Origin of the sequence: Bradyrhizobium liaoningense (assembly GCF_018130785.1) — a bacterium.
GTDB lineage: Bacteria > Pseudomonadota > Alphaproteobacteria > Rhizobiales > Xanthobacteraceae > Bradyrhizobium > Bradyrhizobium liaoningense_A.
This window is the reverse complement of record NZ_JAFCJT010000001.1, coordinates 738,178-756,125: the sequence shown is the minus strand read 5'-3', so window position 1 is coordinate 756,125 and position 17,948 is coordinate 738,178. Positions and strand designations below refer to the sequence as shown.

General features: G+C 63.7%; 17 protein-coding genes and 1 pseudogene. 9 read left to right on the top strand and 9 right to left on the bottom strand.

The genetic code is table 11. The features are described 5' to 3' along the window. Positions 1-35: 35 nt before the first annotated feature. Both JQ627_RS03290 and JQ627_RS03285 read left to right on the top strand, forming a co-directional pair. Positions 36-1,532, top strand: coding sequence for an ABC transporter substrate-binding protein (locus JQ627_RS03290; RefSeq protein WP_212482707.1), 1,497 nt, complete (start codon positions 36-38; stop codon positions 1,530-1,532). 274 nt (positions 1,533-1,806) lie between these two features. Beyond that, positions 1,807-3,447: an amidase family protein gene (locus tag JQ627_RS03285; protein WP_212482706.1), complete on the top strand. Its 1,641-nt coding sequence runs from the start codon at positions 1,807-1,809 to the stop codon at positions 3,445-3,447. A 203-nt stretch (positions 3,448-3,650) separates the two neighbouring features. On the opposite strand, the gene JQ627_RS03280 is transcribed toward JQ627_RS03285, so the two are convergent. The 4 genes from JQ627_RS03280 to JQ627_RS03265 all read right to left on the bottom strand — a co-directional run bounded on the left by JQ627_RS03280 (position 3,651) and on the right by JQ627_RS03265 (position 5,037). Next, positions 3,651-3,974 (bottom strand): GcrA family cell cycle regulator, encoded by a 324-nt coding sequence (locus tag JQ627_RS03280; protein WP_212482705.1) that lies wholly within the window; start codon positions 3,972-3,974, stop codon positions 3,651-3,653. Between the two features lie 39 nt (positions 3,975-4,013). After that, positions 4,014-4,190, bottom strand: coding sequence for a hypothetical protein (locus tag JQ627_RS03275; protein ID WP_212482704.1), 177 nt, complete (start codon positions 4,188-4,190; stop codon positions 4,014-4,016). A 156-nt stretch (positions 4,191-4,346) separates the two neighbouring features. Further along, positions 4,347-4,658, bottom strand: a complete 312-nt coding sequence (locus JQ627_RS03270) for a hypothetical protein (RefSeq protein WP_212482703.1) — start codon at positions 4,656-4,658, stop codon at positions 4,347-4,349. A gap of 163 nt (positions 4,659-4,821) precedes the next feature. Next, the gene (locus JQ627_RS03265; RefSeq protein ID WP_212482702.1) at positions 4,822-5,037 is read right to left on the bottom strand and encodes a dodecin family protein; all 216 of its coding nucleotides are present in this window, start codon (positions 5,035-5,037) and stop codon (positions 4,822-4,824) included. 229 nt (positions 5,038-5,266) lie between these two features. Between JQ627_RS03265 and JQ627_RS03260 the strand changes: the two are divergent. Further along, a pseudogene (locus tag JQ627_RS03260) lies at positions 5,267-5,428 on the top strand (phytochelatin synthase family protein); the annotation flags it as partial. 64 nt (positions 5,429-5,492) lie between these two features. After that, the gene (locus tag JQ627_RS03255) at positions 5,493-6,026 is read left to right on the top strand and encodes an isoprenylcysteine carboxylmethyltransferase family protein (RefSeq protein ID WP_212482701.1); all 534 of its coding nucleotides are present in this window, start codon (positions 5,493-5,495) and stop codon (positions 6,024-6,026) included. Between the two features lie 324 nt (positions 6,027-6,350). On the opposite strand, the gene JQ627_RS03250 is transcribed toward JQ627_RS03255, so the two are convergent. Beyond that, a complete protein-coding gene (locus tag JQ627_RS03250) occupies positions 6,351-6,827 on the bottom strand; it encodes a hypothetical protein (protein ID WP_212482700.1) in 477 nt (158 codons plus the stop codon). 247 nt (positions 6,828-7,074) lie between these two features. On the opposite strand from JQ627_RS03250, the gene JQ627_RS03245 reads away from it, so the two are divergent. Next, the gene (locus JQ627_RS03245; RefSeq protein ID WP_212482699.1) at positions 7,075-8,628 is read left to right on the top strand and encodes a winged helix-turn-helix domain-containing tetratricopeptide repeat protein; all 1,554 of its coding nucleotides are present in this window, start codon (positions 7,075-7,077) and stop codon (positions 8,626-8,628) included. A 271-nt stretch (positions 8,629-8,899) separates the two neighbouring features. Next, positions 8,900-10,228: a H(+)/Cl(-) exchange transporter ClcA gene (gene clcA / locus JQ627_RS03240; RefSeq protein ID WP_212482698.1), complete on the top strand. Its 1,329-nt coding sequence runs from the start codon at positions 8,900-8,902 to the stop codon at positions 10,226-10,228. A 43-nt stretch (positions 10,229-10,271) separates the two neighbouring features. Here clcA and JQ627_RS03235 read toward each other — a convergent pair whose 3' ends face one another. Next, positions 10,272-10,898: an alpha/beta hydrolase gene (locus JQ627_RS03235; protein WP_212482697.1), complete on the bottom strand. Its 627-nt coding sequence runs from the start codon at positions 10,896-10,898 to the stop codon at positions 10,272-10,274. Further along, positions 10,895-11,833: a ring-cleaving dioxygenase gene (locus tag JQ627_RS03230; protein WP_212482696.1), complete on the bottom strand. Its 939-nt coding sequence runs from the start codon at positions 11,831-11,833 to the stop codon at positions 10,895-10,897. The genes JQ627_RS03235 and JQ627_RS03230 overlap by 4 nt, the downstream gene beginning before the upstream one ends. A gap of 129 nt (positions 11,834-11,962) precedes the next feature. Between JQ627_RS03230 and JQ627_RS03225 the strand changes: the two genes are divergently transcribed. Next, positions 11,963-12,865, top strand: coding sequence for a LysR family transcriptional regulator (locus tag JQ627_RS03225; RefSeq protein ID WP_212482695.1), 903 nt, complete (start codon positions 11,963-11,965; stop codon positions 12,863-12,865). Next, positions 12,862-13,128 carry a hypothetical protein gene (locus tag JQ627_RS03220; RefSeq protein WP_212482694.1) on the top strand — a complete coding sequence of 89 codons (267 nt, stop codon included), beginning with the start codon at positions 12,862-12,864 and terminating at the stop codon, positions 13,126-13,128. Before JQ627_RS03225 ends, JQ627_RS03220 begins: the two co-directional genes overlap by 4 nt. A gap of 44 nt (positions 13,129-13,172) precedes the next feature. On the opposite strand, the gene JQ627_RS03215 is transcribed toward JQ627_RS03220, so the two are convergent. Together JQ627_RS03215 and JQ627_RS03210 are read right to left on the bottom strand one after the other, a co-directional pair. Continuing rightward, positions 13,173-15,863 carry a hybrid sensor histidine kinase/response regulator gene (locus tag JQ627_RS03215; RefSeq protein ID WP_212482693.1) on the bottom strand — a complete coding sequence of 897 codons (2,691 nt, stop codon included), beginning with the start codon at positions 15,861-15,863 and terminating at the stop codon, positions 13,173-13,175. Next, positions 15,860-16,891 carry an ABC transporter substrate-binding protein gene (locus tag JQ627_RS03210; RefSeq protein ID WP_212482692.1) on the bottom strand — a complete coding sequence of 344 codons (1,032 nt, stop codon included), beginning with the start codon at positions 16,889-16,891 and terminating at the stop codon, positions 15,860-15,862. Before JQ627_RS03210 ends, JQ627_RS03215 begins: the two co-directional genes overlap by 4 nt. 296 nt (positions 16,892-17,187) lie before the next feature. Here JQ627_RS03210 and JQ627_RS03205 point away from each other — a divergent pair, with 296 nt between their 5' ends. Continuing rightward, entirely contained in the window at positions 17,188-17,937 is a 750-nt protein-coding gene (locus JQ627_RS03205; RefSeq protein ID WP_212482691.1) for a hypothetical protein, read from the top strand. Positions 17,938-17,948: the final 11 nt, after the last annotated feature.

The following is a 17,948-nucleotide window of genomic DNA, read 5'->3' as shown; positions in this document are numbered from 1 at the left end:
GTAGGCTGGGACAAGAGAAGGCCGGGGAGTTGCGCATGTTCAGGAAACTATCGATCGTCGCCTTTGCCGCCGCGCTTGCCGCGGCACCGCTGCCGGTGCTGGCGCAGAGCAAGAAGGACAGCGTCGTGATGGCGATGGCGCTGGAGCCGCCGGGGCTCGATCCTACCATTGCGGCTGCGGCCGCGATCGCCGAAGTCACGCTCTACAACATCTACGAGACGCTGACCAAGATCAACGAGGACGGCTCCGTCTCGCCCTTGCTGGCGGAGAGCTGGACGGCCTCGCCCGACCTGAAGACCTATACGTTCAAGCTGCGCAAGGGCGTCAAATTCCAGAACGGCGAGCCGTTCGATTCCGCCGCCGTGAAGTTCTCGTTCGAGCGCAACGCGATCGCGACCAGCACCAACAAGGACAAGAGCCTGTTCCAGGCTTTCGAGAAGGTCGACGCGCCCGACGCCGACACGGTCGTGATCACGGTGAAATATTCCGAGCCGAACCTGCCGTTCCTGCTCGGGCAGGCGAGCGGCTCGATCGTCGAGCCGAAGAGCGCAGCCACCAACGGCACACAGCCGGTCGGCACCGGGCCCTATCAGTTAGGCGCCTGGGCCAAGGGCTCCTCGATCACGCTGAACAAGTGGGCCGACTATCGCAACGCCGCCGCGATCAAGCTGTCGAAGGTGACGATCCGCTTCATCTCCGATCCGGCGGCGCAGACCGCGGCGCTGCTCTCGGGTGACGTCGATGCGTTCCCGCGCGTTGCGGCAGCGCGCGCCATCGGACAGTTCAAGGCTGATCCGCGCTTCAACGTTATGGTCGGCGGCTCCCGTGCCAAGACCATCGTCGGCATCAACGAGCGCAAGAAGCCGCTCGACGACGTACGTGTGCGCCGTGCCATCCTCGCCGCGATCGACCGCAAGGCGATGGTCGACGGCGCGGCTGACGGTTTCGGCACGCCGATCGGCAGCTTCTACGTGCCGGGCGCGCTCGGCTTCGTCGACACCACCGGCATCAACCCCTACGATCCCGAGAAGGCCAAGAAGCTGCTGGCGGAAGCAGGCGTCACCACGCCGCTGGAGCTGTCGCTGAAGCTGCCGCCGCCGTCCTATGCGCGGCAGGGCGGCGAGATCCTGGCGGCCCAGCTCGCCAAGGTCGGCATCATCGCCAAGATCGAGAACGTCGAATGGGCGCAGTGGCTGTCGCAGGTGTTCGCCGGCAACGGGCCGCATAATTTCGACCTCACCATTGTCAGCCATGTCGAGCCGTTCGACCTCGTCAAGATCACCGAGCCGGACTACTATCTCGGTTACAACAACGAGGCCTTCAACGCGCTCTACAAGCAGATCGTGTCGACGCCTGACGAGGCCGGCCGCGCAAAGCTGCTCGGCGATGCCCAGCGCATGCTGGCCACCGATGCGGTCGCCGGCTTCCTGTATCAGCCCCAGCTCATCACCATCACCAACAAGAAGCTGAAGGGCGTCTGGAAGGACGTCCCGCAATACGAGAACGATTTCTCGACCTGGTCCTGGGAGTAGGGCCGTTCGATCAAGTCGAACCTGTCGCTTCAACGTTGACCTCTCCCCATCGGGGAGAGGTCATTTTTTTGGCGGCCCAAAACAAAAACCTGAAAAACAACCCCATGCACAGTAGCCGGTGTTAGATATTTCAATGACTTGCGTCATTGGCTTGCACGGTCCGCTCGACGGCTTGCCGAGCCACGCGATGCGGTTGACCCGTCGGGCAAAACACCGGCAATATACGAACATCGCGGCGTCATGGTTCGGGACGCGCCGTCAGGCGAGGCACGCCATGAAGAAGCCATCCCGCCGCGATGCCGGCATCGCTGCGGCTGCCGTCAGCGCTGAAGCACCGATTACCCTGAAGCTCGACAATGCGCCGATGAGCGATATCGCTCACGCCCTGGCCAGCGGGCAGGTTACTGCCACGGCGCTGACCAAGGCTTACCTCGCGCGCATCGAAGTCTATGACCGCAACGGGCCAGCGCTCAACTCCGTGCGCGCGATCAATCCCGACGCGCTTGGGATCGCGGGCAAGTTCGACGGCACAAAGCCGTCGGCCAAGCGGCCGCTGGCCGGCATTCCGATCCTGGTGAAGGACAACATCGCGACCTCTGACAAACAGCCGACGACGGCGGGCTCGCTGGCGCTGGAGGGCGCGCGCGCCAGGAGAGACGCGACCGTCGTCAAGCTGCTGCGAAAGGCCGGCGCGGTGATCCTGGGCAAGGCGAACCTGACGGAGTTCGCCAACATTCTCGCAACCGACATGCCCGCGGGCTACTCATCACTTGGCGGTCAGGTGAAAAACCCTTACGCGCCGGCGCTGATGGACGACCGGGGCATCCCGATCGTGCTGCCAGGCGGATCGAGCGCTGGTTCGGCGGTCGCCGTGGCGGCCGGTCTTTGCGCGGCTTCGATCGGCACCGAGACCTCGGGCTCGTTGCTGTATCCCGCCAGCCAGAATGGTCTCGTCACCGTGAAACCGACCGTCGGGCTGGTCAGCTGCGCCGGCATCCTGCCGATCTCGCACAGCCAGGACACCGCAGGGCCGATGACGCGAACGGTGCGCGACGCGGCGATGCTTTTAAATGTATTGGCGGCCCAGGATCCGCTCGATCCGGCGACGGAGCGGCAGCGGCGGCCGGCCGATTACACCGCCGATCTCACCGGCGATGCGATGAAGGGCGCCCGTATCGGTGTGCCGAGCGACCCAACCGATCCGTTGAACGATCGCTACTACGGCAAGCTGCCGCCCAGATCGGCCGAGGTGATGGCCGATGCGGTCAAGGTGCTGGAGGATCTCGGCGCGGTCATCGTGCGCGCCAACATGCCGACGGCAGGGTGGATCGGCGGGCCGGGCACGAGCATGAATGTGCTCAACCGCAATCCGCTGAGCCGCTACAAGGGCAATCTGGCAACGCCGCCGATCGTCTTCCTCTACGAGCTGAAGCGCGATCTCAACCTTTACCTCAGGGATTGGGCGACCAATACGGAGATCAAATCCATCGCCGACATCGTGGCCTTCAACGAGGCGCACGCGGAGAAGGCGTTGCGGTTCGGCCAGGACCTGTTCCTCGCCGCCAACATGACCAAGGGGGACTTAAGCGAGCGCGAGTACAAATCGGCACGTGCCATGGACCTGCTCTCCGCCAAGACGCGCGGCATGGACGCCTACATGAACCATCACAAGCTCGACGCTGTGCTGTTTCCCGGCGCCGCAGGTTGCGTGATCGCAGCGAAGGCGGGCTATCCCAGCGTCATGGTGCCGGGCGGCTTCATCTCGGGCGCCGATGACAAGGACACGCCCGACTATCCGCTCGGCGTCACCTTTACAGGCCGTGCCTGGAGCGAGCACAAGCTGCTGCGTCTCGCCCACGCCTATGAGCAGGCCTCCAACATGCGCAAGCCGCCCCCCGGCTTGCCGGCACTTTAGGTTTCCCCGCTGTCCTCGCGCTTGTCGGTGAGCGGGCGGCCCATAGGGCATAAGTGCGGATACCTGCTTTCGAGGGGAAAGCGCACGCGCCGCCTCGACCCGGGGAATGTCGCCTTGTGATCCGAAGCGGACGAAGGCTTGGAAGCGACACGACAGCCGACCCGTCGGGCTGGTGGGAGCGCAACGACGTTCGTGGTGAGCTCTCAGCCGGTGTTTCTGACCGCCTCAGCCAGAATGGCGTAAAGCTGTTGCTTGCTGAATTCCTTGGGCTCCGGTCTCTTCGCCCGCGACACCTTCTTTGCGACTGGGCTGGCGCAGGCCGCCGACGACGTCGGCCTCAGCTTCGGGGGCGGCCTTATGTTGGGTCTTGCTGTAGGCGGCTTGCGGCCGCGCTTCAGGCCCATACGGGTCAGCATGCCGCAGACCGCATTGCGGCTGCACCCGAGACGGCGCGCAATCTGCGCCGCGCTCTGTCCTGCGGACCAGAGTTTCTTGAGGAGCGCTATGTCTTTCGCATCCCAGCCCATGGGAGATATTATAGCGCTGACTGGCGAACGCGCGCTAGTCTAGTCTTCGTCCGGCTCGCGCACGACCGGCGGTTCGTCAGCGTCATCCTCCTCTTCGTCGTCTTCGTCCTCGTCCTCTTCATCTGGGTCTCTTGGCGGCATCGCGGTGCCCATAAGCACGAGCGGTGCCCAGCCGATCGCCGTGGTGGCAAATGTTTCGGAGGTGTGTTGCTTCATCGTGTTGCTGCTCCTCGAAAAGAACGCGCAGTCGCATATTGCTGGCCGACGACATGCTGATGCCCAAGGCTCGCGCTCGCCGCAAACGCGACGGGGATCAGGTCGACTGCATCAGCAGCGGGCGGGCCCCCGCCGCGGGGCTGGTGACGTTTGCGTCTACCTTATGCTCGAGGACCCATTGGGCTCAATGTTCACCAAAATCTCGCCGGTGGTGATTTCGGGAACTCCAAGATCGAGGTCGTGTAGACTCGCTTGAACAAACGCCAGTACCTTGGCGTTCGCTGCATTGGCGCTTTCATTGTCGTCAAATATCATCACGGCGATACCAACACCATCGCCCGCATCCAGCACATAGTAAGACCTGAATCCCGGCGATTGCCTTAGGATCTCACCGACGCCGCTCTTGGCCCGGCGAGCGGCGTCCGCTACGGAACGAACCTTGGTGTACTTGCGAATGACCATGTACATGAGGCCACCTCGCGCCACGCGCGCTCACACGTCAAAGCATTCGGTCCCAGTCGGACTACGGCCTGCTTCCGAGCTGGGTCCTACCGCCCGGTTGCGTGGGCCGCGCAACGCGCCTTTTCCAATGATCCATCCTCGCCCCGCAAGCGGGGCGAGGTGCTGAGGCTCAGGAGCCCTCGAACTTGAACGATACATTGAGCTTGGCGCGATAGGCTTCAACCTTTCCCTTGTCATCCAGTTGCATATCGAGCTTGACGACCTCTGCAATGCGAAGATCTCGGAGAGATTTTGCAGCTTGCTCGATCGCATTGGCGGCCGCCTTCTCCCATGAGTCGCTGCTGGTACCGATCAGTTCTATGACCTTGTAGATGCTATCAGGCATGTCGTCCTCCTGTCCGGTATGACCCGGGAAATCTAGCATCAGGATCTCGACGCTGATACCGTTCCGGGGATGCCCCCGAGAAGGGCAAACTGCATTTGGTGAAGAGCCGCTACTGCCGGACCAGCGCCTTCATGCCCGCTCATAGCGGGAAGACGGAATGGGTCCGATTAGCTGTCGCTTTTCTGTTTGACTTAACGAAGAACATCGGCCGGCTCTCTGTCGGGGGATGCGTTCGCATCTGCGTCGCTCCAGCGATCCGCGCCGACGCTACCTCGTGAATTTCGATCGCGCTCAGATTCTTGGCGCGGGTGGCGGACATCATTCCCCAATTGGGGGCAATCTCGAACCCGAGGACCTCGTTTTCGTGCTCGATGTCGCGGTTTCCGCTTTTGGGCTAACATGGCCAGCGTGTCGGCACCCGGATGACGACGGTAAACCATGCAGGCGAGGTTGGAATGAGCTCGCAGCGAGTGTCGGGAACTGCCGTGCAACGAGCCATTGCCGTCCTGGGCTCGGCGGTTTTCTTCGTGGTCGCCCCATTTACGCTGGCGGGGCTCGTTCCATGGTCGATCACGGGTTGGCAACTCCGGCCGCCGTTCCTTGGTCTGGAGCTGACGCGCGGCATCGGCGCGATAATGATTCTCGCAGGCGTGCCTGGGCTCGTTGACGCATTTGCGCGTTTCGCCCTGCAGGGTCTCGGCACCCCCGCGCCCATCGCGCCGCCCCGGAATCTCGTGGTGACCGGTCTCTACTGTTATGTGCGTAATCCAATATACGTCGCTGTCGTTGCCATCATCCTGGGTCAAGCGGTGCTGATGGGCGATTGGCGCCTCATCGTCTACGGGGCGCTGCTCTGGCTCGCCTTCCACGTCTTCGTCGTCGCGTACGAAGAACCCACACTCGAGCAGACGTTTGGGAGAGAGTACGATGCGTTCCGCGCCGCGGTCCCGCGCTGGATACCGCGGATGACCCCATGGCGGTCGAAGTGATCGGTGGCCCGCGGTTGTGCGAGCCGCTGCTCGCGACCGGTCTCGGACGCTTCACCGGCGCCGCGAGCAGGCACGCTAACGACCCTCGGAAAAGAACATCTCCCGATTGGCGAAGCGGTTGGGTTTCAGGCGCATCGCAACGCGCTACGACAAAACTCGCTCGGAACAACTTCTCAGCCCTGTGCCTCGTTGCCGCCGTGGCATTCCGGCTGTAATCAATTGAGGCTGAACCCTGGTCGAGCGGAAGCCGTTGTTCGACGCTGTGAGGACGTTCGACGGCGACAAGAAGCGGGGGCTGCTGCTCATAGGGCAATATCGAAGCCCTCAGATTTCGCAGCCGGTTGAATTTAAAGCCTTAAGTAAGCCGCCAAACGCCTTGAGCCGACAGGGCTCGGTATCGCTGGCGGCCTTTGAAGGCTGGACAACCGCAGTTCGCTTGATGACGGTTGCCTTTGGCTTCGACTTGGGGTGTGCAGTGGTAGTGACCTTCTTCGGATTGTGCCGATGACGGGCGATCGGGCTCGGAGGCTCCGACGGACCGATACTGATGTTTTCCGGCGGAGCAACGCGTTCGTCGACCGAAGCAAGCTGTGCTGGCCTTTCGCTGTTCATAGCGACGACTTCAAGGCGATCAGCCTTTGCCAATACGCCATGTGAATCGGAAATGTCTGCGTTTGGCTCGGCAGGGGGCTGGGGCTGGACGACCGCGACTGTGCTGCGCGGTGGAGTTCTGAGCTCCATTGCTGACAGCACTCCTACACACAACGGGATAAGCAGGCCCAACAACACCATTCTCAGCATGATGCGCCTCCAACCTGAGTTAGTGCCGCTGAAAATTCTCCGCTCCAATGAGGCAACTTGTCGGCGGCTACCGACCCGCGTACGGATCATTTTGCCGATAAGGTTAACGTCGGGAAGGTCGTTCTGCGAGGCGGATGCCACGCGGATCGATATCCGGCTTACTTTTTCCTCACCCGCGGCCTATTCTTTGAGTTCCAACGGTGCTTGAGCGCGTCAGGCGATCAACGAGGTGACCAAGGAGGGTAGCGTGCGCTATTTCTTCGAGGACTACGCTCTCGACACCGACCGGCGCGAGCTGCATCGTGGCTCTAACGTCGTCCCTACCGCACCGCAGGTTTTCGATCTGCTCGATTACCTGATCCGGAACAGGGAGCGGGTCGTCAGCAAAGACGACCTCGTGAGCGCCATCTGGAATGGACGCATCGTGTCCGACGTGGCACTGACCACTCGTCTTAACGCTGCACGAAGCGCGATCGGTGATTCCGGCGACGAACAACGCCTCATCAAGACGCTGCCACGCAAGGGCTTCCGTTTCGTCGGCGCGGTGCACCAATCCGCCATCACGCCGGAATCAATCGGCTGCGTGGATTCGTCAAAGCCCGCACCTGCGCTTCCCGACAAGCCCTCGATCGCGGTGTTGCCGTTCGAGAACATGAGCGGCGATCCAGAGCAGCAATATTTCGCCGACGGAATGGTCGAGGAGATCACGACAGCGCTTTCGCGGTTCAAATGGCTGTTCGTCATCGCCCGAAACTCGAGCTTCACATTCAAGGGCAGAGCGGTCGATATCAAGGAAGTTGGACGCAGGCTTGGCGTGCGCTACGTGCTCGAGGGGTCTGTGCGCAAGTCGTCGGGCAAGGTTCGCATCGCGGGGCAATTGATTGATGCGGTTACAGGTGCGCACATCTGGGCCGACAGGTTCGAGCGTGACCTGACGGACGTTTTTGCGCTCCAGGACGAGGTCGCAGTCGCTGTCGTTTCGGCCATCGAGCCGAAGTTGCTTCAAACAGAAATTGCGATGGCAACGCGGCGGCGGCCGGAAAACCTTACAGCCTATGATTTCTACCTTCGGGCTTTGCCGCAATATTACAGCTCGACCCGCGAAGGGTTCGCTGAGGCGATAAGGCTCGCTCATAAAGCCCTGGAGCTGGACCCGCGATCCGGCTCTGTTGCGGCTTTGGCAAGTCTGTGCCACGCGCTCAACGTTACCATGGGCTTTGCGGTCGATCCCTATTTCGATCGCAGGGAGGCGATCCGACTTTTTCGTCTGGCACTGAGCATCGACGACAGCGATCCCGAAGCGTTGGCGAACGCTGCTACCGTCTCGGCCTTCATGGTTGGCGATTGTGAACGCGAGATCGAGATGGCGGATCGCGCAGTCGCACTCAACCCGAATTCATTCTGGGCGTGGCATGGCAGAGGCTGGGTGTACAGAATAGCGGGGCAGCCGGAAGAAGCGATCAGGAGCTTTGAGCGTGCCATTCGCATGAGCCCGGTCGATCCGCTCCTGCACCGCTCCTTCATCGGCATGGCAATGGCATTCATTGAACTTGGCCGCTTTGATGAGGCGATCGTGGCAGCAAGGAAGGCAGTTCGTCAGAACCCCTCTCATTCGGCATCCTACCGGTGTCTGGCATCCGCTTTTGCCCATTGCGGACGCGACGCGGAGGCGCGCGAGGCAGCGGCGGGGATACTCGAGCACGACCCTTCCTTTACAATATCCACCTACATCGCTCGCGGTGGGCAATCAAAGGCGAAGCTATTGATCGAGGGGTTTCGGAAAGCCGGGTTGCCCGAGTAGCTCTCCAAAGCCGATCAGAATCGACAGGACCGGTTCCAGCCCTTGGCCGACTGGTTAAGGCGAGCCGACGTTGTCCGCTCTCGAGAGCCGAGCGGACCTGGCCTGCCTTCGTGGACTGATCGGATCCAGCAGCCCACGAGCGGTGCCCTGATCTGCAAAAGGGCTCTGGTGAGAACGTGCAGAAGGCAGAGGAAGCATTTTTTCCGGGACATTCGCCGATGATTTCGGCAAAGATTGTGCTTTGCGAAAGCCTCGAGATCATCGGCCAGCCGTGGACCATAACGCTAACGACGACCGGCAAGTCGCAGACGAAGGTCGCAGCCTGTTGGGCCTCGCGGCGATGGCTCTCATCATAGGAGCAGCCACCGGATGTGTTGGGGCGATCTTCCGGCTCTTGCTCGCGCATGCCGATCGCCTGCGCGATGCGATGATAGCCTGGGCCCATGGCCACACATTCTGGGGGTTCCTGATTGTCGTCGGCGCTTGCGCTCTCGCAACCCTGGTTGCGGCGTGGATGGTGCGGACGTTCTCGCCGCACGCTTCGGGCAGCGGCATTCCGCATGTCGAAGCTGTCCTGCACGGAGAGATTCCACCGGCTCCGATTGCTCTGGTGCCAGTGAAATTCGTCGGCGGGTTACTGGCGATCGGCTCCGGGCTGGCGCTGGGCCGCGAGGGGCCGACGGTCCAGATGGGCGCCGGTATCGCGGTTTTCGCTGCGCGCGTCTGCCGGCTTTGCTGGGCGGATACGCGCGTGCTGCTGGCGGCCGGCGCTGGCGCCGGCCTCGCAACGGCCTTCAATGCGCCGATTGCCGGGCTCGTGTTTGTGCTGGAGGAGCTGGTGCAAAGGTTCGAGCGCCGTGTTGCCATCGCCGCCCTTGCAGCGCTGGCGACGGCGATCCCGGTCGCAAGGTTGCTTCTCGGTGACGCGCCCGACTTCCAGATCGCGCCGCTGAGCTATCCCAGCGCTGAGTCCGCGCCGCTGTTCTTTGCTCTGGGCGGCATCGCGGGTCTCCTCGCCGTCGCATACAATCGTACGCTGCTTGCGACCATCGCAGTTCGCGACCGATTTGGACGGCTACCGATGGAAATCCGCGCCGGATTGATCGGCGCGAGCGTCGGCATATTGGCCTGGTTCGCGCCCGAACTGGTCGGTGGCGGCGATCAGCTCACGCAGCGCGCGCTGATCGGCCACGAGAGCGTGGGCATCCTGGGGGCCGCATTCCTCATCCGGTTCGGGCTCGGCGCTCTCTCATACGCGGCCGGCACTCCCGGCGGACTGTTCGCGCCCTTGCTCGTGCTCGGAGCCCAGTCGGGGCTGCTGTTCGGAGCGGCGTGCCGCCTTGCTTTCCCAACGCTCGCTATCCAGCCGGAAGCCTTTGCATTGGTGGGCATGGCCGCCTTCTTCACCGGCGTGGTGCGTGCGCCGGTGACCGGCATTGTTCTCGTCGCCGAGATGACCGGTAACGTGACAATGCTGCTGCCGATGCTGGGCGCGTGCTTCATGGCGATGCTGCTACCCATGCTGCTGGGCAATGCACCGATCTACGAGTCCCTGCGTGAGCATACGTTGCGCCTGGAGCGGCAGATCAGACAGAGATGAGAGGGACGGCGCACCGTCCGAAAGCGATGCGCCGCTCGCTCTTTTATGCCGCTTTCGCGGCGACATTGCCGATCCAGTTGCGGGCCAGCGTGACGTCGGCCTGCGACAATTGATGGCCGGCCGGCAGCACCTTGTGGTCGACACGGGCTCCTGCTTCGGACAGGAGCGCCGCAAGTTGCGCCGAATTGCTCGCCGGCACGATCGGGTCAGCCTGTCCGGACAGCAGCAGGATCGGCTTGCCGCCAAGCTCGGCCTTGGGCGGATCCGACAGTGGCACCATGGCGCGCAGCAGGATCGCGCCTGCCAGCACGTCCGGCTTCAACAGCAGCAGCGCGGCTGCGATGTTGGCGCCGTTGGAAAAGCCGACCGCGATGGGCGCACCGATACCGTACTGCTTCCGCGCCTCCGCGACGAAGTCGCCGAGTTCGTGTGCGCGCCGACGCACATCGTCCTCGTCGAACACGCCTTCGGCGAGACGACGAAAGAAGCGCGGCATACCGTGCTCGAGCACGCGGCCGCGCGGCGAGAGCAGGGCGGAGCCGGGCGAGATCATCTTGCCGAGCCCGAGCAGGTCGTTCTCGTCGCCGCCGGTGCCGTGCAGCAGCAGGAGCGGGGGCGAGCCCGCGTCGCGCGCGGGCTCGAAACGATGGATGAATGCACTCTCGGTCACGACACCCTCTCTTCCAGATTCGGCAACACGCCCTCGATCTGCTTGCGCTGCGCTTCGAGGAAGCTCGGCAGCTTCAGGTCACGTCCCAGCGTCGCGACGGGCTCGTCGACGGCGAAGCCGGGGATATCGGTCGCGATCTCGAACAGCACGCCGCCGGGCTCGCGGAAGTAGATCGAGCGGAAGTAGTTGCGATCCCGCTGCTCGGTCGGGTGCAGGCCGTGATTGCTCACGAGCTTTTGCGCCATCTTGCCCTGTTCGGCATCGTCGGCCGCGCGGAAGGCGATGTGATGGACGGAGCCGCCACCCTGATGCCCGCGCAGAAAGCCCTTGGCCTCATAGATGTCGACGACGCTGCCCTCAGTGTCGCCAGGCGCCTTGAAGCGGATCACCGAGCCTTCGCGGCCAGTTTCCTTGAAGCCGAACACGTCGGTGAGGACGGCAGCCGTCTTGGCCGCGCTGTCGAGCAGCAGGGTCACGCCGTGGAAGCCGCGGATCGCATGCTCCGCCGGCACGTCGCCATTGCTCCAGCCGGGCTCGTTCTCGGCGCCGGGAACGCCGACGAGTGCGAGCGCCATGCCATCAGGGTCGGTGAACGGCAGCACGGACTCGCCGAAGCGCTTCTCCAGGGCTTCATAGGCAATGCCCTTCTCGGTGAAGCGCTGGGTCCAGTAGCCGAGCGAGCGCTGCGGCACCCGGAAGGCCGTCTGATGGGTCTCGCCGACGCCGCGGCGACCGGCCGGCACGCCGGCCCAGGGGAAGAAGGTCAGGATGGTGCCGGGGCGGCCGGTCTCGTCGCCGTAATAGAAGTGATAGGTGCCGGGATCGTCGAAATTGACCGTCTTCTTGACGAAGCGCAGGCCGAGATCCCGGGTGTAAAAGCCGAAATTGCGGATGGGGTCGCCGGCGATCGCGGTGACATGGTGCAGTCCAGACATTGTCGTCCTCCAGAATTCGGGGAGCGGTCTTGCCCTGGGCGGAAATATCGTTCCGCTTTGGATTGGAGACAATCCATGCAAATATGACGTCTATGTCTACGATTTGGAAACAATCGCCGGAGCCAGGCCTTGGATAAGGTCGCCAGCCTCCGGGCCTTCGTCAAAGTGGTCGAAAGCGGCAGTTTTGCCGAGGCGGGCCGGCAGCTCCGGCTGTCGCGCTCGGCGATCAGCAAATACATCGCCGACCTCGAGGAGAGCCTCGGCGTCCAGCTGCTGAACCGGACCACGCGGCACGCCAGCCCGACCGAGAACGGCCAGCGCTACTTCGAGCGCGCGGTCGTGATCCTCTCGGAGATCGAGGCCGCCGACCAGGCGGTGACGCAGGCCCAGTCGGCGCCGCGCGGCCTGCTGCGGGTCAACGCGCCGATGTCGTTCGGCACGATGCGGTTAGGTCCCGTGCTGGCCGATTTCATGGCGCGCTATGGCGAGCTCCAGCTCCAGATCGTGCTCAGCGACGATCTGCTCGATCCCGTGCAGGACGGATTCGACGTGACGCTGCGGATCGCTGAGCTGGAATCTTCGAGTTTGATCGCGCGAAAAATCATGCCGGTGGCGCGCATGATCTGCGCCTCGCCGGATTATCTGGCACGTCACGGCACGCCAAAGCATCCGCAGGATCTGCGCGAGCACGTCTCGCTGACCTATGGCTTCCTGCTCACGGGCAACCAATGGAAGCTCACCGGCATCGACGGCGATCACTGGATCCAGCCGGCCTGGTCGCTCTGCGTCAACAATGCCGAAGTGCTGCGCGACGTCGCGGTCAAGGGCAGGGGGCTCGCGCTGCTGCCCGAGTTCATCGCCGCTGAGGCGTTGCGGAAGGGCGAGTTGCGGACCGTGCTGGATACCTATTCTGCGCCGCCGCTCGCGCTCTACGCGGTCTATCCGCCGACGCGGCACCTGTCGGTGAAGGTGCGGCTGTTCATCGATTTTCTGGTGGAGCGGTTTGGGCGGGAGGAGGTTGCTGGCCCATGAGTTTCAAGATCACGCTGGCTTGCGACGGGATCGATGCTTCCGTCGGAGCGACAGCAGCACAAGACATCCAAGCTGAATTTCGCCAACACCGCCGATGGCATCGAGAGGTAAACTGCCGCTTCGAACGTGGGGCGCTAGTTCTTTGCGGAACAAACGATTTTGATCGAAACGGGTTGGCCTTCCTGGACGAATTTGGTGACTGCCTCTCAGCCTATCTCAAAAGCCACGGCGCCGTTCGTGTTCTCTCTGTCGAGGCCCAGTAAACGGTTGGCAGGCCCGGTTTCCGGAAAGTCTGCTTCGAGCTTCCCTAGCTGACCCAACGCTGCTCTGCCGGCCGGAGCAATTCGTCCAGCGCACTCATCGAGGCTTCCCGCAGCGCGGCGAGCTCGCGGGCTGCGTTCTGGCATTCGGAAGCGGACATTGACGGCGCTGCCTCCTCGACCTCGCGGCAGCGTTCGAACAGGCGGACGAGGCCGAGGGCACCGGCGGCGCTGCCGAGCTGGTGCGTGAGCCGCGCGAGCTGCTTGTGGTCGCCGGTTGCCGCGGCGCTGATGATGTCCGCGATCAGCTTGTCGCTGGTCTCCTGCAGGAGATGATGCAGCTTCGCAATCTGCGTCTGGCCCAAAAGCTCCTTCTGGTCGTCGAGGAAATGCCGGTCGATCAATGCGCCTGCGGCGAGCTGCGCTGTGGGCGGCGCGTCCTGGGTGTCTTCGATCGCCTCGCGCAGCGCATTGATCAGGATCGGCTTGCTGACGATCTTGGCGATGCCGGCGCCTGCGAGCCGCTCGCGGGCGCTGGTGGACACATCGGCGGTCACGGCGATGATGCGCGGCATCTTCGGCAGATCGAGCTTGCCGATCCGCGAGGCCGCCTCGACGCCGTCCATGTCGGGCATGTGCAGATCCATCAGGATGATGTCGAATGCCTGATCTCGGGCGAGCTCTATGGCCGACGCGCCATTCCTCGCGATGGTCGCGCGATGGCCGAGCCGGTTCAGAATGGCTTCGCCGACCTCGCAATTGACGGGATCGTCGTCGACCAGCAGCACGCGGAGCTGCCGCGTCGGCGGCGCAATCGCACCTTGCGCAACGCCGCTTGCGGCGCGGGCGAGCGGCACTTGAAGCGTGAACGCGCTGCCCGCACCCGGCGTGCTCGCAACCGTCAGCTCGCCGCGCATCAGGTGGGTGAGGCGCCGCGCGATCGCAAGTCCAAGGCCGGTGCCGCCGAACCGCCGCGCGATGCTGTCGTCCGCCTGGACGAAATCGTCGAAGATGCGCTCGTGCATGTCGGGCGCAATGCCGATGCCGGTATCGCGAACGGTGATGCGCAGCAGGACGTGATCGTCGCGTTGCTCGGCGGCCGCCGTGAGCGTAATCCCGCCGCGCGGGGTGAACTTGATGGCATTGCCGATCAGATTGAGCAGGATGCGATTGAGCCTGACCGGATCGCCATGCACGGATGTGTCGACCGTCGCATCGCAGGCGAGGTCGAAGGTCAGGCCCTTTCCGAAGGCCTGCGGACACATCAGCTCCGCGGCGGTCTCGATCAGCTGCTGGAGGCGGAAGTCGCGCGTCTCCAGCGTCTCGGTGCTGGCCTCCAGGCGGGCATATTCCAGGATGGCATCAACCAGCGCGATCAGCGTTTCGCCCGATGCCTCCGCAGTCGCGAGGTGGCGGCGCTGGGCCTCGCCGAGGCTGCCGTCGTCGAGCAGTTGCAGCACGCCCATGACGCCGTTCAGCGGCGTGCGCAGCTCGTGGCTGACGACGGCGAGGAAGCGCGACTTGGTCTCGTTGGCCAGCACGGCGGCCCTGCGCGCGCGCTCGGCTGCGTCATGCTCGGCCAAGGCGTGGTCGCGGGCCTTCTCGAGCTCGGAGGTGCGCTCGATCACCTTGCGCTCCAGCGTCGCGTAGGATTCGCGCAAGTGAGCGGCCATCCGGTTGAACTGGTCTCCGAGCGCTTCCAGCTCGTCGCCGGTCTTGATCGCGAGCCGCAGGCCGAGATCGCCGCTGCCGATCCGCCGCGCTCCCTGCGTCAGGATCTGGATCGGCACGGTCATGCGCCGGCTGAGCCAGAGGGACACCAGGACCGCGCAGGCGAGCAGGACGACCAGGAGAAACGTCGCGCGTCCGATCGATGCGTAGATTGGCGCATAGGCTTCTGTGAGCGGAAGCTCGACGAACACCAGCCAGCCGAGCGAGGGGACCGTCGCATAGGTCGAGAGCACGCGCTGGCCTGACAGGTCCTCCTTGACCAGGCCGCCCGAAGGCGGCCCCACGCCATCGAGCGCGGCGCGCACGTCCGCATGCCCTGAGAGATCGCTGCGGCGCAGTGCCGGCCACAGATCGGGATGCGCGATCAAGACCCCCATGCGGTCGACCACATAGGCCTTGCCGGTGTTGCCGACCCTGATCCCGGCGACGAGGTCCCAGATGAAGCGCAGATTGACGTCGGCCACGATCACATTGGGATTCCGCCCGATCCCGCGCGTGGCGAGCGTCATGAACGGCTCGGTGTCGCCGAAGAAGTAGACCGGCCCGTAATAGGCCCGGCTTTCATTGGCACCGCGGAACGCCGGCGAAGCCGAGAGATCGGCCCTGCTGCCGATCCTGTCCGCGGCACGGCGCGACACGCGCACCTGCTCGCGGCCCTGCGAGTCGAGCTCGGTAATCTCCGCGATCGCGGGCGAGAGGCGCAGCAGGCGGATGGCGTTGAGGCGGTCGTCTTCGTTGCTCGACAGCTCGGGAGGCAGGCGCGAGAGCCATCTGATCTGGCTTTCGATCTGGCCGATGAACTGGCCGATCTGAATCGCCGCGCTTGCTGCCTGCTCGCGCTGGGTCGCCGCGAGCAGCTGCTTCTGCTCGCGGTAGGAGAACCAGACGTCGAAGCCGGTGTTGATGGCGAGTGCGGCAAAGGCGAGGGCGACGATCGAGTAGAGATATTTTCGGAACAACCGGCCCGGAGGCGTCCGCAAATGTCCCTGGTCGATCGCCTCGTTCACTCGCGGATCTCGTCGGCGCGTGCGAGCAGCGTGAATGGAATGTTCAGTCCGAGCGAGCGGGCGACCGTGCGATTGATCAGGAGCTCGTATTTCCGCGGCGATTGCACCGGCAAATCGCCGGCCTTGGTGCCGCGCAGGATGAGATCGACATAGTCGGCCGAGCGCACCTCCAGCGTCGGCCCGTAGCTCATCAGTCCGCCCGCATCCATGAAGTAGTGGAACGGATAGATCATGGGGACGCTATGCTTGGCCGCCGCCGCCACGATCGCCTGGCGGTGGATCACGAGGAAGCTGTCGACAAGCGCAACCATCGCCGCCCTGGGCGGTTCCGAAAAGCGCCTGATGGCTTCGTCGATGTCCGTCGTCGCATTGACGGGCGCGGGGGCCACGGACACCCCGGACGTCGCAGCCTCCTGCTCGATCGAATCGAGGAAGAAGCGCCCGGCGCGGGGCGTGGTCGCCGGGTTGAAAAGCACGCCGACGCGCGCGAGATCCGGCACCGCCTCCCGGATGAGCTGAAGCCATTTGCCGCCCATTTCGGCGGAGCTGTTGGTGAAGCCGGTGACGTTGCCGCCGGGATGCGCGAGACTAGCGACGAAGCCGTTGCCGACGGGATCGTTGGCGGTCGCGAAAACGATCGGGATGGTTTTGGTGGCGGCGAAGACTGCGGCGGTTTCGATGGTCGAGCCGGTCAGGATCACGTCCGGCTTGAGCTCGAGCAACTCCTGCACCGCGGCGTTGAGCTTGTCCGGTCCGCCGAAGGTCGAACGGAGTTCGAAGCGGAAGTTGACGCCTTCGACCCAGCCGCGCTGCCTCAAGCCGACGATGAGGCCACCCAGGCGGGAGGTCGGGCTGTCGGTCATGCTCCTTCTGGTCAGTTCGTCGTTGAGCGGCAATCCCGTCAGTGATGCGACGATTCGCATACGATCAGATGTTGCGCCGAGCGCGAGCCATCCCGCCGCGGTTGTGCCAGCAAGGCGAATGAAGCCGCGGCGATCGACCGCGAACGCGGAAGGCCGTTCGGTCATGGAAATCTTTGCACGGTGGTCTGTCCCAAGCCCGATGCTTAACGCGAAAGGGCGGGGTCCACAATTGATGAAAAAATGCGCTTATGAATGTTCATTCGCAGCATTCGGCAGTCCGATACCGTATTCCTACCCGGGCCAAAGAGTCGCTGTTTCGAGCTTTGTCTGCTCCGTGACGATCTGTAACGCCTTGTGGTGTTGCAACATTTTCCGTCTCGTTGCGACGACGGTTCGGAGAAGTCGATTGCTGAACTGCTGATTTTTGAAGCGTTGTTTCAGGCTTGTTTCGAAGGTTTTCGATGCGCAAAATCTATCTTCTTCCGGCCCTCGTGGGCCTGCTTACCTCTGTTGCAGCCGGGCCGCTCGCGGCTCAGGGAGCGGTGCCGAAGCAGAAGGCTGCGCCGGCACCCAGAGCCGCTGCTACCGGTGCGGCGCCCGCTGCCGCCGCAGGCGCGACGTCGACGGCGGCCGCCGAGACGCCAGCCGCGGACGACAAGGCGATCAAGGCGATCGACGGTTTCCGCTCCGCCAAATTCGGCATGAACGAAGCCGACGTCCGCGCCGCGATGACCAGGGACTTCAGCACCAAGCCCGACGCGATCAGGGCCCAGGACAACGCGTCCGAATTGACGCACAGCCTGCTGCTGTCCGTTCCCGAGCTGCTGCCGAACGGTGGGACCGCCGAGCTCTCTTATGTGTTCGGTTACAAGTCCAAGTCGCTGATCCAGATCGGCGCCGTCTGGTCCAAGGGGACCGACACGGCGATGACGCCGGAGAAGCTGTTCTCCAACGCCAACATCCTGCGCGCGCATTTCATGGGCGAAGGCTTCAAGCCCGACTCCATCGCGGTCAACATGCCCGTGGCCGGCGGCATCGTGATGTTCCGTGGCAGCGATGCCAAGGATCGCTCGGTGATCCTGCTGCTGCAGGGCACGTTCGAGAACAAGGAGAACAACCAGCGTGTGCTGACGCCCACCAGCCTGCTGCTGTTCTACGTGGCCGACGCCAAGAGCCCCGACATCTTCAAGCTGCCGCCCGGCCAGTTCTGATGCCGGAGGCT